Origin of the sequence: Sphingomonas arvum, assembly GCF_026013565.1 — a bacterium.
Taxonomy (GTDB): Bacteria; Pseudomonadota; Alphaproteobacteria; order Sphingomonadales; family Sphingomonadaceae; genus Sphingomicrobium; species Sphingomicrobium arvum.
In genome coordinates this window covers 224,891-249,761 of sequence record NZ_JAPDOB010000001.1, presented here as the reverse complement: position 1 = coordinate 249,761, position 24,871 = coordinate 224,891, and the positions used below count along the sequence as shown (strand labels likewise).

Annotated in this window: 27 protein-coding genes and 1 tRNA gene; 25 read left to right on the top strand and 3 right to left on the bottom strand. The window is 68.6% G+C overall.

Annotated features, from left to right (window positions below; translation table 11 throughout):
- Positions 1–36: 36 nt before the first annotated feature.
- From hflK to OMW55_RS01225, 17 genes are all read left to right on the top strand, one after another.
- On the top strand, positions 37–1,161 hold the full coding sequence (gene hflK, locus OMW55_RS01305) for an FtsH protease activity modulator HflK (protein ID WP_407822045.1): 1,125 nt from the start codon (positions 37–39) through the stop codon (positions 1,159–1,161).
- Positions 1,158–1,997, top strand: coding sequence for a protease modulator HflC (hflC, locus tag OMW55_RS01300; RefSeq protein WP_407822044.1), 840 nt, complete (start codon positions 1,158–1,160; stop codon positions 1,995–1,997). The genes hflK and hflC overlap by 4 nt, the downstream gene beginning before the upstream one ends.
- A gap of 75 nt (positions 1,998–2,072) precedes the next feature.
- Positions 2,073–3,647, top strand: a complete 1,575-nt coding sequence (locus tag OMW55_RS01295) for a Do family serine endopeptidase (protein ID WP_264880218.1) — start codon at positions 2,073–2,075, stop codon at positions 3,645–3,647.
- 51 nt (positions 3,648–3,698) lie between these two features.
- Entirely contained in the window at positions 3,699–5,315 is a 1,617-nt protein-coding gene (locus OMW55_RS01290) for a DUF853 domain-containing protein (protein WP_264880216.1), read from the top strand.
- A 57-nt stretch (positions 5,316–5,372) separates the two neighbouring features.
- Positions 5,373–5,459: transfer RNA gene (locus OMW55_RS01285), tRNA-Tyr, on the top strand.
- Between the two features lie 150 nt (positions 5,460–5,609).
- A complete protein-coding gene (locus OMW55_RS01280) occupies positions 5,610–6,182 on the top strand; it encodes a helix-turn-helix domain-containing protein (protein ID WP_264880214.1) in 573 nt (190 codons plus the stop codon).
- Between the two features lie 68 nt (positions 6,183–6,250).
- Positions 6,251–6,592, top strand: coding sequence for a hypothetical protein (locus tag OMW55_RS01275; protein ID WP_264880212.1), 342 nt, complete (start codon positions 6,251–6,253; stop codon positions 6,590–6,592).
- A 73-nt stretch (positions 6,593–6,665) separates the two neighbouring features.
- On the top strand, positions 6,666–7,085 hold the full coding sequence (locus OMW55_RS01270) for a hypothetical protein (protein ID WP_264880211.1): 420 nt from the start codon (positions 6,666–6,668) through the stop codon (positions 7,083–7,085).
- A gap of 31 nt (positions 7,086–7,116) precedes the next feature.
- On the top strand, positions 7,117–8,118 hold the full coding sequence (locus OMW55_RS01265; protein WP_264880210.1) for a sensor histidine kinase: 1,002 nt from the start codon (positions 7,117–7,119) through the stop codon (positions 8,116–8,118).
- Between the two features lie 104 nt (positions 8,119–8,222).
- Complete coding sequence (locus tag OMW55_RS01260; RefSeq protein WP_264880208.1) at positions 8,223–9,263, top strand: substrate-binding domain-containing protein; 1,041 nt, start codon at positions 8,223–8,225, stop codon at positions 9,261–9,263.
- A 17-nt stretch (positions 9,264–9,280) separates the two neighbouring features.
- Positions 9,281–10,666: a phosphate ABC transporter permease subunit PstC gene (gene pstC, locus OMW55_RS01255; RefSeq protein ID WP_264880206.1), complete on the top strand. Its 1,386-nt coding sequence runs from the start codon at positions 9,281–9,283 to the stop codon at positions 10,664–10,666.
- The gene (pstA, locus tag OMW55_RS01250; protein ID WP_319950645.1) at positions 10,659–11,570 is read left to right on the top strand and encodes a phosphate ABC transporter permease PstA; all 912 of its coding nucleotides are present in this window, start codon (positions 10,659–10,661) and stop codon (positions 11,568–11,570) included. Before pstC ends, pstA begins: the two co-directional genes overlap by 8 nt.
- 218 nt (positions 11,571–11,788) lie before the next feature.
- A complete protein-coding gene (gene pstB / locus OMW55_RS01245; protein ID WP_264881961.1) occupies positions 11,789–12,535 on the top strand; it encodes a phosphate ABC transporter ATP-binding protein PstB in 747 nt (248 codons plus the stop codon).
- A 16-nt stretch (positions 12,536–12,551) separates the two neighbouring features.
- Complete coding sequence (phoU, locus tag OMW55_RS01240) at positions 12,552–13,253, top strand: phosphate signaling complex protein PhoU (protein ID WP_264881960.1); 702 nt, start codon at positions 12,552–12,554, stop codon at positions 13,251–13,253.
- Positions 13,250–13,939 carry a phosphate regulon transcriptional regulator PhoB gene (phoB, locus tag OMW55_RS01235; protein WP_264880204.1) on the top strand — a complete coding sequence of 230 codons (690 nt, stop codon included), beginning with the start codon at positions 13,250–13,252 and terminating at the stop codon, positions 13,937–13,939. Before phoU ends, phoB begins: the two co-directional genes overlap by 4 nt.
- Positions 13,940–13,951: 12 nt before the next feature.
- Positions 13,952–14,695, top strand: coding sequence for a 23S rRNA (guanosine(2251)-2'-O)-methyltransferase RlmB (gene rlmB, locus OMW55_RS01230; RefSeq protein ID WP_264880203.1), 744 nt, complete (start codon positions 13,952–13,954; stop codon positions 14,693–14,695).
- Positions 14,695–15,312, top strand: a complete 618-nt coding sequence (locus tag OMW55_RS01225; RefSeq protein WP_264880201.1) for a DNA-3-methyladenine glycosylase family protein — start codon at positions 14,695–14,697, stop codon at positions 15,310–15,312. Before rlmB ends, OMW55_RS01225 begins: the two co-directional genes overlap by 1 nt.
- Here the strand turns inward: OMW55_RS01225 and OMW55_RS01220 are convergent.
- The 3 genes from OMW55_RS01220 to OMW55_RS01210 form a co-directional block, all read right to left on the bottom strand.
- A complete protein-coding gene (locus tag OMW55_RS01220; protein ID WP_264880199.1) occupies positions 15,309–16,577 on the bottom strand; it encodes a hypothetical protein in 1,269 nt (422 codons plus the stop codon). The two genes, OMW55_RS01225 and OMW55_RS01220, sit on opposite strands and share 4 nt — an antisense overlap.
- 119 nt (positions 16,578–16,696) lie before the next feature.
- The gene (locus tag OMW55_RS01215; RefSeq protein ID WP_264880197.1) at positions 16,697–17,389 is read right to left on the bottom strand and encodes a pirin family protein; all 693 of its coding nucleotides are present in this window, start codon (positions 17,387–17,389) and stop codon (positions 16,697–16,699) included.
- A 51-nt stretch (positions 17,390–17,440) separates the two neighbouring features.
- Positions 17,441–17,965 (bottom strand): gamma carbonic anhydrase family protein, encoded by a 525-nt coding sequence (locus OMW55_RS01210; protein ID WP_264880194.1) that lies wholly within the window; start codon positions 17,963–17,965, stop codon positions 17,441–17,443.
- Positions 17,966–18,083: 118 nt separating this feature from the next.
- Between OMW55_RS01210 and OMW55_RS01205 the strand changes: the two genes are divergently transcribed.
- From OMW55_RS01205 to hisIE, 8 genes are read left to right on the top strand one after another with little or no spacing between them, the layout of a single operon-like run.
- Complete coding sequence (locus tag OMW55_RS01205; protein ID WP_264880193.1) at positions 18,084–18,392, top strand: YerC/YecD family TrpR-related protein; 309 nt, start codon at positions 18,084–18,086, stop codon at positions 18,390–18,392.
- Positions 18,382–19,272: an ATP phosphoribosyltransferase gene (hisG, locus tag OMW55_RS01200; RefSeq protein WP_264880191.1), complete on the top strand. Its 891-nt coding sequence runs from the start codon at positions 18,382–18,384 to the stop codon at positions 19,270–19,272. The genes OMW55_RS01205 and hisG overlap by 11 nt, the downstream gene beginning before the upstream one ends.
- The gene (gene hisD / locus OMW55_RS01195) at positions 19,269–20,555 is read left to right on the top strand and encodes a histidinol dehydrogenase (RefSeq protein WP_264880189.1); all 1,287 of its coding nucleotides are present in this window, start codon (positions 19,269–19,271) and stop codon (positions 20,553–20,555) included. The genes hisG and hisD overlap by 4 nt, the downstream gene beginning before the upstream one ends.
- On the top strand, positions 20,552–22,204 hold the full coding sequence (gene hisC, locus OMW55_RS01190) for a histidinol-phosphate transaminase (protein WP_264880187.1): 1,653 nt from the start codon (positions 20,552–20,554) through the stop codon (positions 22,202–22,204). Before hisD ends, hisC begins: the two co-directional genes overlap by 4 nt.
- Complete coding sequence (gene hisH / locus OMW55_RS01185; RefSeq protein WP_264880186.1) at positions 22,201–22,782, top strand: imidazole glycerol phosphate synthase subunit HisH; 582 nt, start codon at positions 22,201–22,203, stop codon at positions 22,780–22,782. The genes hisC and hisH overlap by 4 nt, the downstream gene beginning before the upstream one ends.
- Entirely contained in the window at positions 22,779–23,486 is a 708-nt protein-coding gene (locus OMW55_RS01180; RefSeq protein WP_264880185.1) for a 1-(5-phosphoribosyl)-5-[(5-phosphoribosylamino)methylideneamino]imidazole-4-carboxamide isomerase, read from the top strand. Before hisH ends, OMW55_RS01180 begins: the two co-directional genes overlap by 4 nt.
- Positions 23,487–24,254 carry an imidazole glycerol phosphate synthase subunit HisF gene (gene hisF / locus OMW55_RS01175; RefSeq protein WP_264880183.1) on the top strand — a complete coding sequence of 256 codons (768 nt, stop codon included), beginning with the start codon at positions 23,487–23,489 and terminating at the stop codon, positions 24,252–24,254.
- A complete protein-coding gene (gene hisIE, locus OMW55_RS01170) occupies positions 24,230–24,862 on the top strand; it encodes a bifunctional phosphoribosyl-AMP cyclohydrolase/phosphoribosyl-ATP diphosphatase HisIE (RefSeq protein WP_264880181.1) in 633 nt (210 codons plus the stop codon). Before hisF ends, hisIE begins: the two co-directional genes overlap by 25 nt.
- Positions 24,863–24,871 lie beyond the last annotated feature (9 nt).

Sequence of the window (24,871 nt, the reverse complement as noted above, 5' to 3'; positions counted from 1 at the left end):
TGTTATTCGCGCCCGGCCCATCTATATCTGCGCTCTATGATAAGTTTCGTGGGGTGGGCGCGGGCTCGCGGCCTGTTTGCCGACAGCAAGGGACCCTGGGGTCAGGCGCCGGACAGCGGTCAGGGTGAGCCGCCGCGGCGGCCATCGACCGGACCATGGGCCGACACGCCCGGCCGGACTCCCGGCCAGGCGAGCCTGGGCAACGTCACCAGCCTGGACGAGCTGCTTCGGCGCAGCCGGGCGCGGTTCGGCGGGGGTGGCGGAGGCGGCTTCAGCGGTCCCAACCGTTCCGTCTTCCTGTGGGGGGCCATCGCCCTGGTGCTGCTGTGGCTGGTGTTCACCAGCATGCACCGCATCGCGCCGGAAGAGCGTGGCGTGGTGACCACGCTGGGCCGCTACAGCCGCACGCTGGGGCCGGGCATCGGGCTGACCCTCCCTTCCCCGCTCGAGCGGGTGCAGAAGGTTGACGTGGAGAACATCCGCAACGTCGACCTGGGCTCGGCCGGTGCCGAGACCCTGATGCTGACCGGCGACCAGAACATCATCGACATCGCTTATTCGGTGCGCTGGAACATCCGCGATCCCGAGCAATACCTGTTTAAGCTACAGAACCCGGATGACACCATCCAGCAGGTGGCGGAAAGCGCGATGCGCGCGGTGGTCGGCACCGTGACCCTGAACGACGCCATTGGCCAGCGCCGCGGCGAGATCGAGGCGCGCGTCCAGGAGGTCATGCAGAACGTCCTCGACAGCTACCAGGCCGGCGTCGCCGTGCAGGGCATTGCGATCAAGCAGGCCGATCCGCCGGCCGCGGTCAACGAGGCGTTCAAGGACGTGACTGCCGCACAGCAGGAAGCCGAAAGCTATCAGAACTCGGCCAACGCCTACTCGCTGCAGCTGCGCCAGAAGGCGCAGGGTGAAGCCGGTGCGTTCAACCGCATCTACGAACAATATCGGCTGGCCCCTGAAGTGACTCGCCGCCGCATGTATTACGAGACCATGGAACGTGTGCTGTCCAACGTTGACAAGACCATCGTCGAGGCACCGGGGGTCACCCCTTATCTGCCGCTGCAACAGGTCAACCGTGGTGGGACGACCTCGCCGGCGGTGCAGCAGGGGCAGCAGCAAGCACAGCAGCCCAGCGCGGGAGCGGGCCGATGATCAACGCCATCACCCGCCGCCCGATCCTGTGGGCTGCAATCATTCTCGCCGCCCTGCTGATCGTCCGCCTCAGCGTCATCGTGGTGCCGGAGACCAAGCAGGCGCTGATCGTACGCTTCGGCAAGCCCGAGCGAATTCTGGGCGGTCGCTACGCCGGCATCAACTGGCGCATCCCGTTCGTCGAGAACACGGTGTGGATCGACAAGCGGGTGCGCGACATCGACATGGAGCAGCAGCAGGTGCTGTCGACCGACCAGCTGCGACTGCAGGTCGACGCCTTCGCCCGCTACCGCGTCGTCGATCCGCTACGCATGTACATTCGTGCGCGGTCGGAGGACCGGGTCGGTCTGGCGCTGCGCCCCATTCTCGGGTCCGAGCTGCGTAACGAGCTCGGCAAGCGGCCGTTCGCCTCGCTGCTCAGCCCCGAGCGCGAGGGCGCAATGGAGAACGTCCAGCGCGGCCTCAACCGGATCGCGGCGCAATATGGCGTGCAGATCGTCGACGTCAGGATCAAGCGCACTGACCTGCCCGACGGAACGCCGCTCGAGTCCGCCTTCCAGCGCATGCGCACGGCGCGCGAGCAGGAAGCGCGTTCGATCCGGGCGGAAGGCGCCAAGCGGGCACAGATCATCCGGGCGCAGGCCGACGCGGAAGCCGCGCAGACTTATGCCGCCGCGTTCGGCAAGGACCCGCAGTTCTACGACTTCTATCGAGCCATGCAGAGCTACCAGACGACCTTCGTCGGAGATGGCGACAACAAGCCGGCCGGAACGAACATCATCCTGTCGCCCGACAACGAGTTCCTGCGGGAGTTTCGTGGCGGCGCGGGGCGCTGACATAACGGTTCAATCGCGGTTCAGGCGCTTGACCTTTGAGCGAAGCCTGAGGCCAGATTACATGAGGTGTGGGTAATGACGTCGCCGAAGGAGTTTTCCCCAGTGCGCTATGCCTATGGTGTCGCGGCAGCCCTGTTGATCGGTGGATCGGCCTTTTCGATCGCCACCGGTCCAGTCGGGGCGCAGGTGGCGCAGAATGCGCCCGCCCAGATGGCGCCCCGCGCGGGTGCCCCGGGCTCGTTCGCCGACCTGACCGCCCGGTTGCAGCCGGCCGTGGTGAACATCTCGACCAAGCAGCGGGTGCCGGTGCAGGCGCAGACCGCCGATCCGCTCGAGGAGCTGTTCCGCCGCTTTGGCGCGCCGACCCCGGATGGGGGCCAGGGCCAGGGCGGCACTGGCGGTGGGCAGGCGAGGACGCGTGAGACCGGGTCGCTCGGTTCCGGCTTCATCATCTCGCCCGACGGCTATATCGTCACCAACAACCACCTGATCCAGGGCGCCAACGGTTCCGGTACGGTTGACCAAGTGACGGTCACCTTGCCCGACCGGCGCGAGTTCCCGGCCCGGATCATCGGCCGCGACCAGCCGTCCGACCTCGCGCTGCTCAAGATCGAGGGGAACAACCTGCCTTACGTCAACTGGGGCGACAGCACCCGGGCACGGGTCGGCGACTGGGTGATCGCGATCGGCAATCCGTACGGGCTTGGCGGGACCGTCACCGCCGGCATCGTTTCCGCCCTGCACCGCGGGATCACGGGCCAAGGCGCCTACGACCGCTACATTCAGACTGATGCCAGCATCAACATGGGCAATTCCGGCGGCCCGATGTTCGACATGGCCGGCAATGTCATCGGCATCAATTCGGCGCTGATCAGCCCGACCGGCACCAACGTCGGCATCGGCCTGGCCATCCCGGCCGAGCTGGCCCGCCCGGTGGTCGAGAGCCTCCGCCGCGGCCAGGCGCCCCAGCGCGGTTACTTGGGCGTTGGGCTGCAGGCGCTTGACGAGAGCATCGCCCAGAGCCTTGGGCTGCCCAAGGACCGGGGCGAGATCGTTCGCTCGGTCGTGCCGGGCGGTGCGGCGGCGCGGGCCGGCCTGCAGCAGGGCGACGTGGTCCTCTCGGTCAACGGCCGCGCGGTGACGTCTGACGAGACGGTCAGCTACCTGATCGCCAATACGCAGGTTGGCGCCCGCGTGCCCGTTGAGATCGTACGCGGCGGGCGGCGCCAGACGGTGCAGGTCACCGTTGCCCAGCGGCCGAGCGAGGAGGAACTTGCGCGCCAGCAGGGCGCCGGCGGCAACGCCTTCCCCGAGAATGAAAACGGCGGAACTGCCATTCCGGCACCGGCCAATCAGGCGCTTGGCCTGTCGCTGCAGCCGCTCACTCCCGACATCGCGCGCGCGGTAAACCTGCCGGCGACGGCACGCGGCGTGATCGTGGGCCGGGTTGATCCCAACAGCGACGCGGCGGAGAAGGGTTTCCAGCGCGGCGACCTGATCATCTCCGTCAACCAGCAGCCGGTGACCAGCCCGGCGCAGGTTGTGGCGGCGGTGGAAGCGGCCCGCCGGGCCGGCCGGCCTTCGGTGCTGCTCCTGGTCAAGCGCGGTCAGGCGCCCGAGTTCTTCCTCGGCCTCAACATCGCCCGCTAGCGCCCGCTTCACGGCCACGTTACGGTTCTCGCCGGTAGGGAGAATTGTAACGTGGCCGAGACGCAGGGCAGCATTTCCATCGGCTCGGCCGCGGGTGGGTCGAGCCCGCAGCGGCTCGAACTGTCGCGGGCCAACCGCCACGGTTTGATTGCCGGCGCGACCGGCACCGGCAAGACCGTAACCCTGCAAGGGCTGGTCGAGGGTTTCTCCGCGGCGGGTGTGCCGTGCTTCGTCGCCGACGTGAAAGGGGACCTGGCCGGGCTGGCGATGCCGGGCTCGCCCGGCAGCCGTACCCACGACATCTTCGCCGCCCGCGCGGCCGAGATCGGCCAGGCGGATTGGCGCTACGACGCCTGCCCCGTGCAGTTCTGGGACCTGTTCGGCTCTTCCGGCCACCCGGTGCGAACCACTGTCAGCGAAATGGGGCCTCTGCTGCTCGGCCGGCTGATGAACCTGAACGAGGTACAGGAAGGTGTGCTGGTCATCGCTTTCCATGTGGCGGACGAGGACGGGCTGCTGCTGCTCGATCTTGATGACCTTCAGGCCATGCTGGTGAGCATTGGCGAGCGGGCAGACGAGATCACGCTCCGCTACGGCAACGTGTCCAAACCGTCCGTCGGCGCCATTCAGCGCTCACTGCTGCAGCTGCGCGCTCAGGGTGGCGACAGGTTCTTCGGAGAGCCGGCGCTCGAGCTTGCCGACCTGTTGGTGACGGACGAGAACGGGCGCGGGGTGGTCAACATCCTGGCCGCCGACAAGCTGATGGCCTCGCCCCGCCTTTATTCGACCTTCCTGCTGTGGCTGCTCAGCGAGCTGTTCGAGACGTTGCCGGAGGTCGGCGACGTGGCGGTGCCCAAGCTGTGCTTCTTCTTCGACGAGGCGCACCTGCTCTTCGAAGACGCGCCGCCCGCACTGACGGAGAAGGTTGAGCAGGTCGTGCGGCTGATTCGGTCCAAGGGCGTCGGCGTCTACTTTATCACGCAGAACCCGATCGACATCCCGGACAAGATCGCCGGCCAGCTCGGCAATCGGGTGCAGCACGCGCTGAGGGCGTTTACTCCCCGCGACCAGGCGGCAGTGAAGAGTGCGGCCGAGACCTTTCGGCCCAACCCGGGAGTGGACGTGGCGAGCGCGATCACCGAGCTGAAGGTTGGCGAGGCCCTGGTGTCCCTGCTCCAGCCGGACGGCGCGCCGGCGCCGGTCGAGCGAGTGCTGATTAAGGCGCCGGCCAGCCGGGTGGGACCGCTGACCCAGGCGGAGCGGCAGCTACTGGTGAGCACGGACGCGATCGGCGCCAAGTATGACACGACGGTGGACCGCTCCTCGGCCGAGGAGCTGCTGGCGGCCAAGACGCAGGAGGCCGCCGCCGCTGCCGCCGCGCAAAAGGCGCGGACCGACGAGGAGAGACAGGCGGCGCAGCAGGCGCGCGCCGAGGCACAGGCCGCGCGCGAACAGGCCCGCACCGCCGCCGCCGCGCGGCGCGAGGAGGATCGCCGGACCCGCGAGGCCGAGCGGGAGGAAGCGCGCCGCGCCCGAGAGGCCGCCAAGCCCAGCACATTCGACAAGGCGCTCCAAAGCGCGACCCGCTCCGCGGCAAGCTCAATTGGTCGGCAGCTCGGCAACCAGCTGCTGCGCGGCATCATGGGCGGGCTGTTTCGCGGCCGATGAAGCGTTCCCGCCGTTGACACGCCCGCACGCCCCCGCCATGTGCGCCCCGCGCCTCGTGGAGAGGTGGCCGAGTGGTTAAAGGCAGCAGACTGTAAATCTGCCCGACGTTGTCGTACGCTGGTTCGAATCCAGCCCTCTCCACCATCGCCCCGAGGGTGAGTAGTTCCCCCGGGCTGGTCAGAGCGCGATCCCCACTTAACTCTCTCCACCCGATTCGCGATGGCAGCGGTTTTCTGTTAGTTACGCCGCGCTGGGGAAGGGGTTAGCGTGTATCAGTCTTTCAGGGGTGCGTTCGTGCCTGAGTTCAACCCGGACGAGCTCGGTCCGGCCCACAACCAAGAGGTCGCGACGGCGTTGATCGACAAGCTCTCGGCCGGGCAGCTGGAAGTGCTGCGCCTGGTCGACCAGCACCTCAGCAGCAAGGAGATCGCCGCCCGGCTCGGCATCTCGCCGCACACCGTCGACCAGCGCATCCGCACCGCCATCCGTATCCTTGGGGTCGCCCGGCGGCAGGACGCCGCGCGTCTGGTGGCGCAGGCGCAGCCATATCAACGCTTGATACATCAAGCGCCGTACCTCGACCCGGAACCGATCCGGCCCGAACAGGACGGGGCGATCAGTTTTCAGATTCGGCACGCTGATCGTGCAGAGGGGGTCGGGGTCGATGGAGACCTCGATACCGAGCAGAGGGCGCCTTCGCCCCGATCCCCCCTGGTTTTGCCGTGGTCCACCAGGAGCACTCCGCGGAACGAGATGAGCATCGGCCAGCGGCTCCTGTGGATCATCGGGATCTCGGTTGGAGCCAGCTTCTCGGCCGGCATGTACCTGGCGGGGCTCGAGAGCCTGGCCCGGATGGCCGGACACTAGGCCGCTTCTTCTCGCCCACCGCGGACCCCATTCAGCCGGACGCAGCGCCTGCGCCCGAAGGAGAGGTCATGCGTAAACAGATGGTTGAACAGTCCGCCCACGCAGTCGCGACCCAGGTCCGCGCCGTCGAGGACAGCATCGAAGCCGCGCTGATGGAGCTGGCCGAGCTGCAGTCCCGCATGATCCGCGCCCGCAACACGGCCGGCGTCGGTATCGCCACCGGCCATCAGGCGCTGGAGGAAGTTGCCGCGGCCTTGACCGGGCTGGTCGCCGCCCGCGGCCGCATGGGCCAGGCCCACGCCGCCCTTGTCACCGCCAAGGAGCAGGTGCCCGGTCTGCGCACCGTTTCGTTCGGCGATGGCGCCGAATGCCCAAAGACCGCCACCGCCCAGCTGCGCGCGGTTGGCTGAGCCGTTTGCCCACTGGCGGCGCGTCCGGCGAGTTGCTTTGGCCAGACGCGCCGTCAAACGGTAACGCACCGGCATGATCCGGATCGCTATCTACTACCTGCTGGTTCTGACCGGCGTTGCGGCCGCCTTCCGCTACGGCGACCGCGAGACGCGCTGGGGCGCCTGCATCTGCCTCCTGGCGTCGCTGGTCTCGTCTGCGCTGCTGACCTTGAAGAACCCGGTCGCTCAGGATGTCGCCGTGGTCGATGTCGCGGTGCTCGCTTGCTTCGTTGCACTGTCGCTGAAGACGGAGCGCTTCTGGCCTCTGTGGGTGGCGGGGCTCCAACTGACCACCGTGCTGGGTCACGTGTTGCGCCTGTTGGAACCCAGCCTGATGGATATCGCCTACGCCGCGGCCATGCGCTTTTGGAGCTATCCCATCCTCCTCATCGTCATCGCCGCCGCCTGGCGCAGCAAGCGTTACGGCTCGCGGGCTCCGGAACCCGCCGCCTAGCGGCGCCGGTGCGGTCCGGTTAGGACGGCGCATGGCCCCGCTCCCGCCGCTCGCCCGCGCCCTGCTCGACGCACTCGAAGAGCCCGCCCTGCTGGTCGAGCGCGGACGCACGTCGGCCGCAAATGGCGCCGCACTGGCACTGCTCGGCCGCGACATCGTCGGCCGCGACGTGCGCCTTGCCATTCGCCAGCCCCAAGCGCTGGCCGCCATCCTCGCGAATCTTCCGGCCGACCTGGAGGTTGCGGGGTTGGGTGGATTGGAGCGAAGCTGGGCGCTGCAGGTCCGTCCGGCCACCGAAGACTTGCTGCTGGTGCGGTTGTTAGACCGCTCGGAGGCTCGCGCGGCCGAGAAGATGCGGGTAGATTTTGTCGCCAACGCCAGTCACGAACTGCGCACTCCGCTGGCGACCGTCATTGGCTATGCCGAGACGCTGGCCGAGGATGGCGAATTGCCAGAGCCACTGCGGCGCCGCTTCGGCGAGTCGATCCATTCGGAAGCGCTACGGATGCTGCGGATCGTCTCGGACCTGATGAGCTTGAGCCGGATCGAAGCCGAGCGCTTCGTGGCACCCTCGCAGCGGGTCGATCTGGCCGAGGTAGCGCAGGTGGCGGCCGATAACGCGGCGCCGCTTGCCGGGAGTCGCGGCTGCACAGTCGAGCTGGAAGCAGCGGAACCGGCGGTCGTGACCGGCGATGCCGCTCAGCTGGTACAATTAGCCGACAACCTAGTTGGCAATGCGCTCCGCTATGGCTGCTCGGAGCGTTCGCAGCTCGTGACGGTGACGGTCTCCGCGGGCGGCGGCGAGGCCGTGCTGAGCGTTCGTGACCGGGGCGACGGCATCGCCCCCCGGCACCTGCCGCGCCTCACCGAGCGCTTCTATCGGGTTGATGCCGCGCGCAGCCGTGACAGCGGCGGCACTGGTTTAGGCCTCGCCATCGTCAAGCATATCGTGGAGCGCCACCGCGGCCGGCTGGACATCCGCAGCACTCCGGGCCGCGGCACGGAGGTGGTGGTCGCACTGCCGCTCGCCTGATTTGGTGTCACGAAAGAGTCACCGAACCGTCGCACAGGAATCCCGAACCAGCCGCTAGAGGGCGAACCAGCGGTGCGGCCGCTCCTCGGGAGGGTATCGGGACAATGAAGAAGTTTTCGTTCGCTGTGCTGCCGATGGCGGCACTCCTCTCAGCCTGCGGTGGTGGCGGCGGCAATGCCGGCGCGGCCTCGCAGCTGAAGATCGTCGGGTCGTCGACGGTCTACCCGTTCACGACCGCCATCGCCGAAGCGTTCCAGAAGGCAAATCCGGGCAGCAGCGCGATCGTTGAATCGACCGGCACGGGCGCCGGCATCAAGCTCTTCTGCGACGGCGTGGGCCAGAACTTCCCCGACATGGTCAACGCGTCCCGCGCCATGAAACGCAGCGAATATGACTCCTGTGCCAAGGCCGGCGCCCGCCAGGTCATCGAGGTGCCGATCGGCATCGACGGGCTGACCATGATCGAGGCCAACGCCGCGGCCCCGCTCAAGCTGACCGTGGCGGACATCTACAAGGCCTTGGCCGCCAATCCGTTCGGCCAGGGTCCGAACAAGGCCCAGACCTGGAAGGACGTGAACCCCGCGCTGCCCGCCGTGAAGATCCGCGTGCTCGGCCCGCCTCCGACCTCCGGCACCCGCGACAGCCTGGCCGACCTGATCCTCACCAAGGGCTGCGAGAGCAACCCGGCTATGGTGGCGCTCAAGAAGAGCGATGAGGCAAAGCACAAGGACGTCTGCACGAAGATTCGCGAGGACGGCGCGTACGTCGAGGCAGGCGAGAACGACAATCTGCTGGTGCAGAAGGTTGCGGCCGACCCGGGTACCGTCGGTGTGCTCGGCTACAGCTTTCTCGAGCAGAATGCCGACAAGGTGCGGCCGGTAGAGCTGGGCGGAGTCCTGCCGACCGAGCAGACCATCCAGAACCTGAGCTATCCGGGCGCCCGCAAGCTCTACGTCTACGTCAAGGGCGAGCATGCGGCGGCCAAGCCGGGCATCAAGCAGTTCATCGCCGAATATGCGAAGAACTGGTCGACCGGCGGGCTGCTGGAGAAGCGCGGGCTCGTGCCGTTCGGCGGCGGCGAGGCGCAGGCCGCGGCCGCTCAGGCGACCGCGCTGAAGCCGGTCGACCCGGCGACCCTCAAGTAAGCGACAGTGGCGGCGGCGTGACCCTGTTCCTGGCCTTGGTGCTGGTGGTGCTGGTCGCCGCCGCCGCCGCATACCTCGCACGCAGCCGTGCGGCGGGGTTGCGGGCGAGCGGCGGCGGACGCCTCAACAGCTTGCCCGGTTACCACGCCGCCTTCGCCTTCCTGTGGGCGGCGGTGCCCGCCCTTCTGTTCCTTGCGGCGTGGGCGCCAATCCAGGAGCAGCTTGTCAACGGAGCGGTGCTGGCCAGCGCGGCCGGCCGGCAGCTACCCGACTTCGACCTCGCCCGCGCCAATATCCTGGGTGAGGCCTACCAGCTCGCGACCGGGCAGATCGCCGCCGCCATCAGCCCGGACGCGGCCAGGATCGCGCCGGTCTACCGCGAGGCGCTCGGCCGCTATGGCCTGATCGGTGGCGGCTTTGCCCTGCTGCTTGCGATCGCCGGGGCCGCCTGGGCGCTGACCCGCGTGCGGGCTACCTTCCGGGCGCGCTCCGGCGTCGAGAAGTGGCTGATGGGCCTGCTGGTCGCGGCCTCGCTGATCGCCATCCTGACCACGCTGGGCATCGTTCTGTCCTTGCTGTTCGAATCGCTGCGCTTCTTCTCAATGGTGCCGGCGACCGACTTCCTGTTCGGTACCCAATGGTCGCCGCAAACGGCGCTGCGCGCGGACCAGGCCGGATCGTCAGGCGCGTTCGGCTCCATCCCGCTCTTCTGGGGCACCGTGTTCATCGGCGCGATCATCGCGATGATCGTCGCCATCCCGCTCGGGCTGATGAGCGCCATCTTCCTCACCCAATATGCGCCGGCCCGGCTCCGCTCGGTGCTGAAGCCGATGCTGGAGATCCTCGCGGGCGTGCCGACGGTGGTCTACGGCTACTTCGCCGCGCTGACCGTCGCCCCGCTGGTCCGCGATCTTGGCCTGGGAATCGGCATCAGCTCGGCCAGCAGCGAAAGCGCGCTGGCCGCCGGCCTGGTCATGGGCATCATGATCATCCCGTTCGTCAGCTCCATGGCCGACGACAGCATCGCGGCCGTGCCGCAGGCGATGCGGGACGGCAGCCTGGCGATGGGCGCGACCCGGTCGGAGACCATCCGCAAGGTCATCCTGCCCGCCGCGCTGCCCGGCGTGGTCGGCGGCGTGCTGCTGGCGGTCAGCCGGGCCATTGGTGAGACCATGATCGTGGTGATGGCCGCGGGCCTGTCCGCCAACCTCACCGCCAATCCGTTCAACAGCGTGACGACCGTCACGACGCAGATCGTCCAGTTGCTGACCGGCGACCAGGAGTTCGACAGCCCCAAGACGCTGGCTGCATTCGCGCTCGGCCTGGTGCTGTTCGTCGTCACCCTGCTCCTCAACCTCATCGCGCTCCACGTAGTGCGGCGCTACCGGGAAGCTTATGAGTAAGCCGCTCATCCAGGCCGGCCCCGCCACCCGCTGGTCGGGCGACGAGATGAAGCGCCGGGTCGCCCGCCGCTACGCCGCCGAGCGCCGGTTCCGTGCGCTGGGCCTCGCCGCAGTGCTGCTCAGCCTGGCGTTTCTCGCCTTCCTGCTGGTCACCATGATCGTCCGCGGTGCGGGCGGGTTCAGCAGCACGTTCCTGACCGCGTCCGACGCGACGGATCCCGCCATGGCCGGCGTATGGGGTGCGCTCAAGGGCAGCATGCTGACTATCCTCGTCACCATGGCGCTGGCCTTCCCCATCGGCGTGCTCGCCGCCGTCTACCTGGAGGAGTTCGCGCGGCGGAACCGCTGGAACGACCTGGTCGAGGTGAGCATCAACAACCTCGCCGCCGTGCCGTCGATCATCTTCGGCCTGCTCGGCCTGGCCGTCTTCCTTAAGGTCATGAACCTGCCGCGCTCGGCGCCGCTGGTCGGGGGCCTCACGCTGGCGCTGATGACCATGCCGGTGATCGTCATCGCCGGCCGCAACGCTATCAAGGCGGTGCCGCCGTCCATCCGAGACGCTGCGCTGGGCGTGGGCGCAAGCAAGATGCAAGTCGTGTTTCACCACGTGCTGCCGCTGGCGCTGCCGGGCATCCTGACCGGCACCATCATCGGCATGGCCCGCGCGCTCGGCGAGACCGCACCGCTGCTGATGATCGGCATGCGCGCCTTCATCGCGGCCCCGCCGGCAGGCGTGACCTCGCCGGCGACGGTGCTGCCCGTGCAGATCTTCCTCTGGTCGGACGAGGTCGACCGCGCCTTTGTCGAGAAGACCAGCGCAGCGATTATCGTGCTGCTGGTCTTCATGCTCATGATGAACGGCCTTGCCATTTATCTCCGCAACAAGTTCGAACGACGCTGGTAGGTGTCATGCAGATGACCAAGGAAATGCAGCCCGTGACGCCGACCACGCCGGTCCCCTTCCCCTCTACCGCCATTGCGGCGGACGCGGCGCAGGACGATGCCGGCATCGCGAAAGAGGACACCGCCTGGACACAGAGGCCGGAGCCGACGCCTCACCTGGACGAAGCGGTGGACAGCAATCCGACCGCTGGGGAGCCGCTTGGCCAGGGCGCGCCCAAGATGCGGGCGCAGGACATCAAGGTGTTCTACGGCGAGAAGCAGGCCATCCGCGGCGTGTCGATCGACGTCCATGAGGACAAGGTCACCGCCTTCATCGGGCCGTCCGGCTGCGGCAAGTCGACCTTCCTGCGCTGCCTCAACCGGATGAACGACACCATCCCCGGCGCCCGAGTCACCGGCCGGATCGAACTGGATGGGCAGGACATCAACTCGCCCGACATGGACGTGGTGCAGCTGCGCGCCCGCGTCGGTATGGTCTTCCAGAAGCCCAACCCCTTCCCGAAATCGATCTTCGAGAATGTCGCTTACGGCCCACGCATCCATGGATTGGCGCCGAGCAAGGCCGACCTCGACACCATCGTCGAAAAGAGCCTCCGCCGAGCCGGCCTGTGGGACGAGGTCAAAGACCGGTTGACGGAGAGCGGCACGGCCCTGTCCGGCGGCCAGCAGCAGCGACTGTGCATCGCACGGGCGATCGCCGTCGATCCGGAAGTCATCCTGATGGACGAGCCCTGCTCGGCGCTCGACCCGATCGCGACCGCCAAGATCGAGGAGCTGATCCACGAGCTGCGCGGGCGCTACGCGATCGCGATCGTCACCCACAACATGCAGCAGGCCGCGCGCGTGTCGCAGCGCACCGCCTTCTTCCACCTCGGCGAGTTGGTCGAATACGGCAAGACGGCCGACATCTTCACCAACCCGCGCGAGCAGCGCACGCAGGATTACATCACCGGCCGCTACGGCTGAGTGGGAGGGGCACATGATGGCGACCCAGGGACATACGCTCAAAGCATTCGACGAGGATCTCGACCGGCTGCGCGCGCTCATTAGCGAGATGGGCGGGCTGGCCGAGCATGCGATCATCGAGGCGATGCGCTGCCTGGCGACGCGCGACCTGGATGGTGCTCACCGGGTGATCGAGGACGACAAGAAGATCGACGCGCTGGAGATCGAGACCGAGAAGCGGGTCATCCGCCTCATCGCCTTGCGCGCGCCGATGGCCGGCGACTTGCGTGATGTGGTCGCCGCGCTCAAGATTTCGGGCGTCGTCGAGCGGATCGGCGACTATGCCAAGAACGTCGCCAAGCGCGTGCCGCTGCTGGAGGATGCCGGCAAGATCGAGCCGCTGTCGCTGCTGCCCGAGATGGCGCGGATCGCAACTCAGATGGTGCACGACGTGCTGAACGCCTTCGTCAACCGTGATGCCGAGGCCGCGCTCAAGGTGTGCCAGCGCGACAAGGCGGTGGACGATTTCTACGACAGCATTTTCCGCACCTTGCTGACCCACATGATGGAGAATCCGCACACCATCGGCCAGGCGGCGCACCTGCTGTTCGTCGCCAAGAACCTGGAGCGGGTGGGCGATCACGCCACCAACATCGCCGAGATGGTCTACTACGCCGCGACGGGCCAGCACATGGAGCAACGGCCCAAAGGCGGTGAAGGGCTGGCGCTGGAGGCATGAGCACGAAGCGGTTGCTGCTGGTCGAGGACGACCGCAACCTGGCCGAGCTGATCGGCTTCCATTTCGAGCGAACCGGCTTTGCGATCACCCGTACGGGCGACGGCGAAGAAGCGCTGATCCTGGCCGAGGAGGTCAAGCCCGACCTCGTCATTCTCGACTGGATGATCGAGGGGATCAGCGGGATCGAGGTTTGCCGTCGCCTGCGCCGCCGGCAGAACACTGCCCATCTGCCGATCATCATGCTCACCGCGCGCGGCGAGGAAGATGACCGGGTGCGCGGCCTGGAAACCGGCGCGGACGATTACCTGACCAAGCCGTTCAGCCCCAAGGAGCTGGTCGCCCGGGCGTCAGCCGTGCTGCGGCGGGTGCGGCCGGCGCTGGCGGCCGAGCAGCTCGACTATGCGGGATTGGAGATGGACCTGACCGCCCACCGCGTCCGCCGCGACGGGAAGGGCGTGCAGGTCGGGCCGACCGAATACCGGCTGCTGCGCCACTTCCTGGAGAACCCCGGCCGGGTGTTCTCCCGCCAGCAACTGCTGGAGACCGTGTGGCCGCACAGCGAGGAGATCGAGCTGCGTACCGTCGACGTCCACATCCGCCGCCTTCGGCTGGCGCTGGGCGAGCCGGATCTGATCCGAACGGTGCGCAGCGCCGGTTACGCGCTTGACGCGGAAGGTCTCGCCTAAGCAAGAGGCGGTATGACCCGCCGCAAGAAATCGCACCAAAGCCACGGCACCGCCAACCGGCCCCGCTTCTGGGGCAAGCACGCCGTCGCCGCCGCACTCGACAATCCCGAACGGCGGGTCACCAAGGCCTGGGCGACGCGCGAGGCGGCCGGGTTCATGCAGTTCCCGTCCGACGTGGCGGTTACCTTGGCCGAGGCGCCGGACCTCGGCCGACTGGTGCCATCGGACGCGCCGCACCAGGGCGTGGTGATCGAGGTCGAGCCGCTGGAGGATATGTGGTTAGGCGACATCCTGACCACTGCGGACGAACGGGCCGTGCTGCTGGTGCTCGACCAGGTGACCGATCCGCATAACGTCGGCGCCATCCTCCGCTCCGCGGCGGCGTTCGGCGCGGTCGGGATCGTCACCCAGGACCGCCACTCTCCGCCCGAGAGCGGCGCGCTGGCCAAGGCAGCCAGCGGCGCGCTGGAGCGGGTGCCGTGGGCGCGCGTCGTCAATCTTGCGCGAGCGCTGGAGGAGATCGCCGAGGCCGGCTTCTGGCGCATCGGTCTCGCGGGCGAGGCAACCACCGACTTAAAGGACGCGCTCGGGCCGCCGCGCGTGGCCCTGGTACTGGGCGCTGAGGGACCCGGCATGCGCAGCAACACGCGCGAGCATTGCGACGCCCTCGCCCGGCTGCCGATCAGCGCAGCGATCGAGAGTCTGAACGTATCCAATGCCGCCGCCGTAGCGCTCTATGCCGCGAGCGTTGCCTAGTGGTCCGCACGCGCGAAAGCCTGTCGGCCGCGCTCGACCATCTGTCCGCCGCCGAACCCGCCTTCGCGGCGCTGATCACCCGTCTTGGTCCGCCCGAACCGCGCAACTCGGAGCCGGGAGCGACTACCTTGCTGCGGACTATCGTCGGGCAGCAGGTCAGCGTACCCGCCGCCCGCTCGATGTGGAACAAGCTCGAAGGACTCCACGGCAGCCCGCCCGATCTCACCACCATCGCCCGCGCGAGCGACGAAGAACTGCGCCTAGCCGGTCTTTCCCGGCAAAAGGCCGGCTACGCGCGCAGCCTGGCCGAACTGGTGCTGTCGGGCGAGCTAGACCTTGCCGCCCTGCCCCGTGACGACGAGGAAGCGATCGCGCTGCTGACCAAGATCAGGGGCATCGGCCGCTGGTCGGCGGAAATCTATCTGTTGTTCGCCGAAGGGCGCGCAGACGCCTTTCCGGCCGGCGACCTGGCAGTGCAGGTCGGGCTCGGTCGCCTGCTCGGCCATGAGGAGCGACCGTCGGAGAAGCGGCTACGCGAACTGGCGGAGCCATGGCGCCCGTACCGTGGGGCGGCGGCGGTCCTCGCCTGGCACCACTACAACACGGAAGTGCTCTAGCGGCGATCCCCGCCGGGCAGGCGCCGGGCGGCCAGCCTGGTGTAGCCCTTGGCGCCCTGGTCGGTCGGCAGTGGGCCGAGGCGCTCGGCATCTGCCTCGCCACGCCCGATCAGGAAGGCGGCAGACGTGCGGCCGCGCGAGGACCCGGCGCGATAGCCGGCGCTGAGCGCGACCACTGGCACCATCACTTTGCCGTTTCCCGCAGCATATTCGACGAACGAGGTGCGCGGCATCCGGAGCGTGGCGCTAAGCGCCAGCTGGCCCAACGGCGGAACCACGTCGGGCGACTGCTCCGGCGGATCGGGCCGGGCGAAGAAGCGGGCGATGTCGGCATCCTGCTCCGGCCCTGCGTTGAGCAGCAGCGCCTCGACCGCAATCTCGCGTGCTGGAGCGCTGCCGCTGTTGGTGAGCAGGATGTCGATCTCCAGCTGCAGTTCGGCCTCGGTCATTGCCGCCACCCGTACGCCGATGTCGATGTCCAGCCAGGCGCGCAGCCGGGACGAGACCACGCCCACGCTGGCGGGCTTGGCAGCAGGCTGGCCTGTCGGCTGCGGTGCGCTGACCGGCGGCGCCGGGGCGGGTCTCGATCCGGGTGCAGGCACGGGCGACGGGGCTCCGGCAAAGGCCAGCTGGCCGAAGCTCTCCTCGTCAGCCCCGTCGCGGTTGCGGCGCAACCACCACAGCAGTCCACCGCCTAGCGCCACAAGCAGCGCTAGCAGCGGCAGCAGCGAGCCGATTAAGCCTCCGCTTTCCTCAGCTTCGACCGGAGTCACCGTCGACGCGCTCGGCAGGGGAGCCGGCAAGGTGCTCACCGGCGCTGGCGTCGGAGCGGCGGACGGGAAGCCGAAGGTAGGCAGCCCCGACGTCGCCCGCCGCGTTGGCCCACCGGCGGAGTCGTCCGGCGTGGACCGCGGTAGGCCGACAGTCACCGAATCGGCGGGGCGGGTCTCCGCCGGCGCGGGACGGGGCTGCGGCCGCTGCGTCGTTGGCCGCGCCACCGGCACGGAGCCGCGGGCTGTGGCCTGCTCGCGCGTGGCTGGCGGCAGGGTGGCAGTTGTTGCAGGCGCAGGCCTCGTCGGCGCAGTTGCCGCCGGCTGCTCTGCCTGTTGCTGGCGGTTGCCGCCGAGCGAAAAGTCGCGCAGCTGCTCGGGGCCGACCGTGTCGGGTCGAGACGGCGGCGGCGGCGCCACTACGCTCTGCGCGGCGGCAGCGCTGGCGGCTGCCCCCAGCAACAGGGAAAGGATCAGTCGGCGCAGGCCGGACACGAGCAGTTTACCAACACCTTCAACGGCTTGCCGGCACCCCCAGGACGCCCCCGCGTCCGGCCGGCGGATCAGCGGCGCCTATAACCCCCGATTGCCACGGGACACAAGCGCCGCGGCCGTCAGCGGGCGTCGACCAGCACCAGTTCGGCCTCTTCCTCCGCTTCGATCACCACCCGCTCCTCACCCGTAATCGCGACGCCGGCGCGGGCGGGCGCCGGGGTGCCGTTCACCCGCACCGGTGCGGATGGTACGAGGTAGAGGTGACGGTTCGGATCGGCGTCCAGCGCGATCGACTGCCCCGCGGGCAGGGTCGCGCCCAGCACGCGCGCATCGGCGTTGATGGTCAGCGCGCCGTCATGTTCATCTCCGCTGGCGAGCAGCTGGAAGCTGCCGCTCCGTGCTTCCTTTGGGAACGGCATCGCGCCCCAGCTCGGCGGAGCCGACGGGCGGTCAGTTTCAATCCAGATCTGAAACAGGGTCGTCGCCTCGTCTTCCAGATTATACTCGGCGTGGGTGACGCCCGTGCCGGCGCTCATCACCTGAACGTCGCCGGCGCCGGTGCGGCCCTTGTTGCCCAGCGAGTCCTGGTGCGTGATGGCGCCCGTGCGCACGTAGGTGACGATCTCCATGTCGCGATGCGGGTGGGGCGGGAACCCGCTCTTGCCGGCAATCCAGTCGTCGTTCCACACGCGGATCCGGCCCCAACCCATGCGCGCCGGATCGTAATAGTTTGCGAACGAGAAATGGTGGTGGGCGTCGAGCCAGCCGTGGTTGGCATGGCCCAGCGAAGCGAACGGGCGGATGTCGATCATGAACGCAAGGTGGGCGGCCGACCATCCCGCGCCAAGTGTCAGGATTGTGACCTACCCGACCACCTTTAGGTCCGCCGCATATCGCGCTGCCTTCTCGGCATAATGGGCGGCGGACAGTTCAAGTGCGGCAAGTTCGGCCTCGCTCAGCGCCCGCACCGCTCGCGCCGGCGAGCCGACGATCAGATAGCCAGGCTCGAACGCCTTGCCCTCAGTTACGAGCGCGCCGGCGCCGACAAGGCAGCGCTCGGCGATCACCGCGTGGTTGAGGACCCGCGCGCCCATGCCGATCAGCGATCCTGCACCGATCGTGCAGCCGTGCAGGATGGCCTGGTGCCCGATCGTGACCCGCGCGCCGATAAGGAGCGGCGCGCCGGGATCGGAATGGCACACGGCCCCATCCTGGATATTGCTCTCCTCGCCGACGATGATCGGTGTGTTGTCGGCCCGGATCACCGCGCCGAACCAGACGCTGGCGCGAGGTGCCAAGCGAACGTCGCCAATCAAATCAGCGGACGGCGCTGCCCAGGCGCCCGGAGCGACTTGCGGGCTCTGGTTGTCGAAGGCGTAGAGCGGCATGACCCCCGTCTAGTGGCGAAGCCTCGACCCGTCATCACCCGTTTGACCGACCGACAGGGTTGCGTTCGCCGTCAGCCGCTCCTAACTGCGTTGCAACGTTCTACCACGTTGTAACAAGATGAGCCCGACCAAGAACCTCGATACCCTCACCGATCAATTGTGCGCGGCTCTGCTCGTGCCCGACGATCCGGCGCAGATGCGGCGGCTGCTCACCGATCTGTGCACGCCGGCGGAGGTCAGGACGCTGGCCGAGCGCTGGCATGTCGCGCGCCTGCTGGACCGGACGGACATGAGCTATCGCGACATCCACGAAGCGACGGGGGTCAGCACTACCACCATCGTGCGGGTCGCCCGGTTCCTGCGGCAGGAGCCGCACATGGGATACCGGCAGACGATCGACGCGCTGGAGGCGGCTAATGCTGGTTGACGCGGAGCGGCTGCACATCGCAGTTCAGAAGTCGGGGCGGCTCTCCGACCTTAGCCGCGGGCTGCTGACCGATGCCGGCCTGCGCATCGCGAACGGCAAGAACGCGCTGGCGGCTCGAATCGAGAATTTCCCAGCCGACCTGATGTTTGTGCGGGATGACGACATCCCGACTTTCGTCGCCGATGGGGCGTGCGAGTTCGGCATCGTGGGGCAGAACGTGTTGTACGAATTCGCGCTCGACGAGGGCGAGGAGCGCTGCGAGGTCGTGGCGGCGCTGGGCTTCGGTCACTGCACGCTGAAGCTAGCGGCGCCCGAGGGAGCGCAGTGGCATGGTGCAGAGAGCCTGGCCGGCCAGCGCATCGCCACTTCCTACCCCAACATCGTCGACGCGTGGCTGGCAGAGCGCGGCATCGACGCTGAGGCAGTCAAGATGAACGGAGCGGTGGAACTGGCGCCGCGTCTGGGCATAGCGCCCTTCATCTGCGACCTAGTGTCGACCGGCGCCACGCTGGAAGCGAACGGCCTTAGGGCGGTGGACACCGTCCTGGACAGCGAGGCAGTGCTGATCCGCACCCGCAAGCCCGTGACTGGCCCCAAGCAGGAGCAGGCGGAGCGGCTGTGGAAGCGGCTGCAGGGCGTGATCGGCACCCGCGACGCCAAATACATCATGCTCAATGCGCCGAGCACCGCGCTGCCGGCGATCACCCGGCTGCTTCCGGGCGCGGAGGCACCGACCATCCTTCCGCTGCACGGGCGGCCGGGGCACTTCGCCGTGCACGCCGTTTGCCAGGAATCGGTGTTCTGGGAAACGCTGCACGACCTCAAGGCGGCCGGCGCGTCGGCGATCCTGGTCTTGCCGATCGAGAAGATGATGCTGTGAAGAGCGTAGTTTGGAACGAGCTTGGCGCCGTCGAGCAGGCGGCCGTGCTGTCGCGCCCAAGTGGTAGGGCGGACCCAGCGCTGAAGCAGACGGTCGCGACCATCGTCGAGGACGTGCGGGCCGATGGCTGGGAAGCCGTGGTGCGCCACGCCGAGCAAATCGACCGCGCTGCGCCGGAGCTGGTGCCGGTCGCGGATGGCGCGAGGGAAGCTCGGCGAATGCTGAGCAGCGAGCAGCGGGCCGCGATCGAGCTGGCCGTCGCCAACATCCGTACGTTCCATCAAGCAAGTCGGCCAGCCGACGTGGCGGTCGAGATCCAGCCCGGCCTCATGGTGCGCAAGCTATGGCGGCCGATCGACCGGGTCGGCCTGTATGTGCCGGGCGGAGCGACCCCTCTGTTTTCTACGCTGCTGATGCTCGCACTGCCCGCGGAAGCGGCCGGCGTGGGCGAGCTGGTAGTGGTCACGCCGCCGTGCGACGCCAGCCTCGATCCGCTGGTCGCGCTCTCGGCGGAGCTGTGCGGTATCGACGCGGTATGGACTATTGGCGGGGCGCAGGCGATCGCCGCGCTGGCGTTCGGGGCCGGAGCGATCCCACGCTGCGACAAGATCTGCGGTCCGGGCAACGCCTGGGTGGCCGAGGCCAAGACGCTCGTCGCATCCCTCCCCGGCGGACCGGCGATCGACATGCCGGCCGGCCCGTCCGAGTTGCTGGTCATCGCCGACGGCGAGGCCGACCCTGCGGTCGTTGCTGCCGACCTGCTGAGCCAGGCCGAGCACGACTCACAGGCGCAGGTCATGCTGGCCACGGACTCGGCGAGCTTGCTCGAAGCCGTGCGGGGCGAAGTGCAGCGGCAAGTGGCCGACCTGCCGCGTCGGGCGACCGCAGAGGCCTCGCTGGAGCAGGCGCGGCTAGTGCTGTGCCCGGACCTCGACACGGCGGCGGAGGTGGCGAACGCCTATGCGCCCGAGCACCTGTCGCTAAACCTCGCCGACCCGGAGGCGCTGCTGCCGAGCATTTGCAATGCGGGCGCGGTGTTCGCCGGTCGGCAATCGGCCGAGACCTTCGGCGATTATTGCGCCGGTTCGAGCCACGTCCTGCCGACCGACGGCGCGGCGCGGGCGTGGAGCGGTGTGTCGGTCCTGACGTTCATGAAAGCGATGACCGTGCAGCAATTGGCCGACGGTGCCGCGCAGGCGATCGCGCCCGTTGCCGCGGCGCTCGCCCGGTTGGAAGGGCTGGAGGCGCACGCCCGCGCAGCCGATGCCCGGGTGAATGCATGAGCCTCGCCGAGTACCTCGCCCGGCCCGAGATCCTGCGCCTGCCCGCCTTCGACCTAGGCAAGCGGGATGGGAACCCATTCGGGTCTGAGACCATCAAACTTGACGCGAACGAGAACCCATTCCCGCCGCTCGGAAGCGCCGGGGTGAACCGTTACCCCGAACCGCAGCCGATCCGGCTGCGCGTGGCGATGGCCGCATTGTATGGCGTGGCCCCGGACAGCTTTTTGGTGACCCGCGGCGGGGACGATGCCATCGACCTGCTCGTGCGCACCTTCTGCCGACCGCAGGAGGACGCGGTGGCGGTGTGCCTGCCGACCTTCTCCGCCTACGCCCATTTCGCAAACCTGCAGGGCGCCCGCGTCATCGAGGCGCGGCTGGGCGCGGATTTCGCCTTCGAGCCGAAGCGGCTGCTGGACGCCGTCGCGGGTGAGGCAAACCTGAAGCTCGTCTTCATATGCTCGCCCAACAACCCCACCGGAACGCCGGTCGAGTCCGCCGACGTGCTGGCGGTAGCGGATGCGCTGCCCAACACCATGGTGTTGTCGGACGAGGCCTATCTGGAGTTCTCCGACACGCCGAGCCTGGCCGATGAAGCGACCCGTCGGCCGAATCTGATCGTGCTCAAGACCTTGTCGAAGGCATTCGGGCTCGCCGGTGCGCGGGTGGGCGGGCTCGTCGCCGCGCCCGAGACGATCGCCATGGTTGCCCGCGCCGCGCCGCCCTACCCGCTCCCCACTCTGTGCATCGACGAGGCGCTGAAGGCGCTGTCACCCGCCCGGCGCGCCGTTCACCTGGAGCGGATCGAGCGGATCAAGGCGGAACGCGAGAGGCTCGCCCCGCTGCTCGCCACCTCGCCGATCGTCCATTGCGTGCACGGAAGCGCGGGCAACTTCCTGTTCCTGGAAGTGAACGATGCGGAAGCGCTGAGCCGGCGCCTGGACACACTGGGCATCCGCATTCGCTTCCGGCCCAACGCGGCGCCGGGCGGGGTGCGGCTCACGATCGGCACGCCAGAAGAGAACGACGCCGCACTGCGCGCCTTCGAGGTGCCCGCCACCGCCGCGCCGAAGCAGCGCCGGGCCGAGCTGGTCCGCGACACAAAGGAGACCAGGATCGCGGTCTCGGTGGACCTCGACATGGCCGAGCCGCGCCGGATCGACACGGGCGTGCCCTTCTTCGACCACATGCTCGACCAGGTCGCAGCCCACGGCAACTTCAGCCTGCTGCTGAGCTGCGATGGCGACCTCGACATCGACGCCCATCACAGCGTCGAGGATTGCGCCATCGCGCTCGGCGAGGCGCTCGGACGAGCGCTCGACGACAAGCGCGGAATTGGCCGGTTTGGCTTCGCCCTGCCGATGGATGAAACCGAGGCGCAGGTGCTGATCGATCTGTCCGGCCGCCCGTTCTGCCGCTTCGAAGGAGCGTTCGACGCGACCCACATCGGCGCCTATCCGACCGAGATGACGCCGCACGTCTTCCGCAGCCTGGCCGACAGCATGCGCGCCGCCATCCACGTTCGGGTCGACGGCCAGAACGACCACCACAAGGTTGAGGCCTGCTTCAAGGCATTCGGCCGGGCGCTGCGCCAGGCCGTGGCGCGGGAGGGCGCGGCCGACGCCCTGCCCAGCACCAAGGGCGTGCTGTGAGGCTAGTCTGCATCGACCTCGGCTACGGTAACTTGGGCTCCGTCGCGATCGCGTTCGAGCGCCTGGGCGTCGTGCCGGAGATCAGCGGTGAGCCGGAGGTGCTTCGCGCCGCCGACAAGCTGGTCCTGCCCGGCGTTGGTCACGCCGGCTATGCAATGCGGCAAGCCCGTGCGCGCGGGCTGGACCGGCTCGTCGCCGAACTCCCCCAGCCGCTGCTCGGCATCTGCCTCGGCATGCAGTTGCTGTTCGAGCATACGGAAGAAGAGGACACGCGCGGCCTCGGCCTGCTGCCCGGCCGCGTCCGCAAGCTGCAGCCCGCGCCGGAGCGCCCCGTACCGCATATGGGGTGGAGCAAGCTGGACGTGCGCGACCCATCGCTCGGCCTCGCCAGCGGCGACTACGTCTACTTCGCCCATAGCTATGCCTGTGACGACGGCCCGGCGACTGCCGCCAGCACCGACTACGGCCGTACCGTGCCAGCGGTGGTCCGCTCCGGCCGCCTGACCGGTGCACAATTTCACCCCGAGCGCTCCGGCGCGGCCGGTGCCCGCTTCCTCGGAGCATGGCTGGCCGCATGATCGTCTATCCCGCCATGGATCTGATCGGTGGGCGGCCAGTGCGCCTCCGCCAGGGTCGGTTCGAGGACAGCACCTTCTACAACGAAGCGCCGGCGGCCGCCCTCGCCCGCTTCGCCGCTGCGGGCGCGACCTGGGCGCACATCGTCGACCTCGACGGCACCCGCGTGGGCGAACCGGTGCAGCACGACCTGCTTAGCACTCTCGCCCGCTCGTCCGGCCTAAAGCTGCAGGTCGCCGGGGGCATTCGCACCGCCGGCCACGTCGCCCGCCTATTCGAACAGGGCGTCGATCGCGCGGTGGTCGGCAGCCTGTGCGTAACCCGGCCCGACCTGGTCGGGTCGATGCTCGACAGCTTCGGTCCGGACCGCATCACCCTTGCAATGGACGTCCGCGTGGAACAGGGCACGCCTAGGGTCGCCATGCACGGCTGGCAGGCGGCAAGCGGGCTCAGCTTGTGGGAGCTTGCCGGTCGCTTCCCGCAAGCGCGCCACCTGCTGCTCACCGATATCGGCCGGGACGGCATGCTGGAGGGGCCCAACGCCGCCCTTTACGGGGAGGCCGCCGAGCGCCTCCCGCACCTCGCCATACAGGCCAGCGGCGGTATTTCGTCGCTCGCCGACATCGCGCACCTGCCGACCGATGGCGCGATTGTCGGCAAGGCCTTGTGGGAAGGCCATATCCCCCTGTCCGAACTGTTTACCTAGGTGCCGGCACGCCGGATCATCCCCTGCCTCGACGTGCGCGATGGGCGCGTGGTCAAGGGCGTCCGCTTCGAAGGCCACCGCGACGTGGGCGGCATCGAGGAGCATACCGCTTACTACGTGGCGCAAAGCGCCGACGAACTTGTCTTCTACGACATCTCGGCTAGTCCGGCGGGACGGACGCTCGACCTGGACTGGATCCGCCGCGTGGCGCGCCTGATCGACATCCCATTCGCCGTCGCCGGCGGCATCCGCACGCGCGACCAGGCGGCGGCCTGCCTGGAAGCGGGCGCCGACAAGGTGTCGGTCAACTCGCCCGCACTGGAACGGCCGGCGCTGATCGAGGATCTCGCGCGCGACTTTGGAAGCCAGTGCGTCGTCGTTGGGGTGGACAGCCTGCGCGATGAAGACGGCAACTATCACGTTAAACAATATACCGGCGACCCGACCCGCAGCCGCGCGGCCGGCCGGCGCACGCTCGATTGGGTTCGCGAAGCGGCCGAGCGCGGGGCCGGCGAGATCGTGCTCAACTGCATGAGCCGGGACGGTGTGCGGTCCGGCTACGACCTCGACCATACCCGTGACGTCGCCGACGCCGTCACCGTGCCCGTGATCGCCAGCGGGGGCGCCGGCGCGCCCGCACACTTCCGGGATGCCTTCCTGGCCGGCGCCAGCGGGGCGCTCGCCGCCACCGTCTTCCACGACCGACTGATCGCCATTCCCGAGCTCAAGGAGTTTCTCGCCCGATGCGGGATCGACGTTCGCCCCTGACACCCGCCGACCTGCCCGCCCTTGCCTGGGACAAGATGGGCGGGCTTCTGCCTGCGGCGGTGCAGGATGCGCACGGCGGCCGGCTGCTGATGCTCGGCTACATGGACGAGGCGGCGCTCGGCGCCACGCTGGAGACCGGTTACGCAACCTTCTTCAGCCGCTCCAAGAACCGGCTGTGGCAGAAGGGCGAGACGAGCGGCAACCGCCTCCGGGTGCGCGCCGTCCACGAGGATTGCGACGCCGATGCGCTAGTCGTGCTGGCCGACCCCGAAGGCCCGACCTGCCACGAAGGCACGCCGAGCTGCTTCGGCGGCGAACTCGACGGCCCCGCCTGGCTGGCCGAGCTGTCGCAGGTAGTGGCCGAACGGGCGCGCTCCGGTCCGGACACCAGCTACACCCGCTGGCTCTTGAAGGAAGGCCCGACCCGGATCGCGCAAAAGATCGGCGAGGAGGGCGTCGAGGTCGCGCTCGCCGCCGTCACCCGTGACCCAGCCGGAACCGCGGAGGAGATCGCCGACCTGCTCTATCATCTCACCGTGCTGATGGAGGCGCGCGGCTTCGGGTGGAACGAGGTGGTCGAGGTGCTGCGCCGCCGCCACCGCAGCTGACGCTCCGGG

What these genes read in the sequence shown, in the direction of transcription:
- OMW55_RS01260 (WP_264880208.1), top strand. Translation starts at nt 8,223, where the DNA reads ATGAAGAAGTTTTCGTTCGCTGTGCTGCCGATGGCGGCACTCCTCTCA.
- OMW55_RS01265 (WP_264880210.1), top strand. Translation starts at nt 7,117, where the DNA reads ATGGCCCCGCTCCCGCCGCTCGCCCGCGCCCTGCTCGACGCACTCGAA.
- OMW55_RS01275 (WP_264880212.1), top strand. Translation starts at nt 6,251, where the DNA reads ATGCGTAAACAGATGGTTGAACAGTCCGCCCACGCAGTCGCGACCCAG.
- pstA (WP_319950645.1), top strand. Translation starts at nt 10,659, where the DNA reads ATGAGTAAGCCGCTCATCCAGGCCGGCCCCGCCACCCGCTGGTCGGGC.
- hisG (WP_264880191.1), top strand. Translation starts at nt 18,382, where the DNA reads ATGCTGGTTGACGCGGAGCGGCTGCACATCGCAGTTCAGAAGTCGGGG.
- hisIE (WP_264880181.1), top strand. Translation starts at nt 24,230, where the DNA reads ATGCGGGATCGACGTTCGCCCCTGACACCCGCCGACCTGCCCGCCCTT.
- OMW55_RS01270 (WP_264880211.1), top strand. Translation starts at nt 6,666, where the DNA reads ATGATCCGGATCGCTATCTACTACCTGCTGGTTCTGACCGGCGTTGCG.
- hisC (WP_264880187.1), top strand. Translation starts at nt 20,552, where the DNA reads ATGAGCCTCGCCGAGTACCTCGCCCGGCCCGAGATCCTGCGCCTGCCC.
- OMW55_RS01205 (WP_264880193.1), top strand. Translation starts at nt 18,084, where the DNA reads ATGAGCCCGACCAAGAACCTCGATACCCTCACCGATCAATTGTGCGCG.
- phoU (WP_264881960.1), top strand. Translation starts at nt 12,552, where the DNA reads ATGGCGACCCAGGGACATACGCTCAAAGCATTCGACGAGGATCTCGAC.
- hflK (WP_407822045.1), top strand. Translation starts at nt 37, where the DNA reads ATGATAAGTTTCGTGGGGTGGGCGCGGGCTCGCGGCCTGTTTGCCGAC.
- OMW55_RS01295 (WP_264880218.1), top strand. Translation starts at nt 2,073, where the DNA reads ATGACGTCGCCGAAGGAGTTTTCCCCAGTGCGCTATGCCTATGGTGTC.
- OMW55_RS01215 (WP_264880197.1), bottom strand. Translation starts at nt 17,389, where the DNA reads ATGATCGACATCCGCCCGTTCGCTTCGCTGGGCCATGCCAACCACGGC.
- rlmB (WP_264880203.1), top strand. Translation starts at nt 13,952, where the DNA reads ATGACCCGCCGCAAGAAATCGCACCAAAGCCACGGCACCGCCAACCGG.
- OMW55_RS01180 (WP_264880185.1), top strand. Translation starts at nt 22,779, where the DNA reads ATGATCGTCTATCCCGCCATGGATCTGATCGGTGGGCGGCCAGTGCGC.
- pstB (WP_264881961.1), top strand. Translation starts at nt 11,789, where the DNA reads ATGCGGGCGCAGGACATCAAGGTGTTCTACGGCGAGAAGCAGGCCATC.
- OMW55_RS01210 (WP_264880194.1), bottom strand. Translation starts at nt 17,965, where the DNA reads ATGCCGCTCTACGCCTTCGACAACCAGAGCCCGCAAGTCGCTCCGGGC.
- hflC (WP_407822044.1), top strand. Translation starts at nt 1,158, where the DNA reads ATGATCAACGCCATCACCCGCCGCCCGATCCTGTGGGCTGCAATCATT.
- phoB (WP_264880204.1), top strand. Translation starts at nt 13,250, where the DNA reads ATGAGCACGAAGCGGTTGCTGCTGGTCGAGGACGACCGCAACCTGGCC.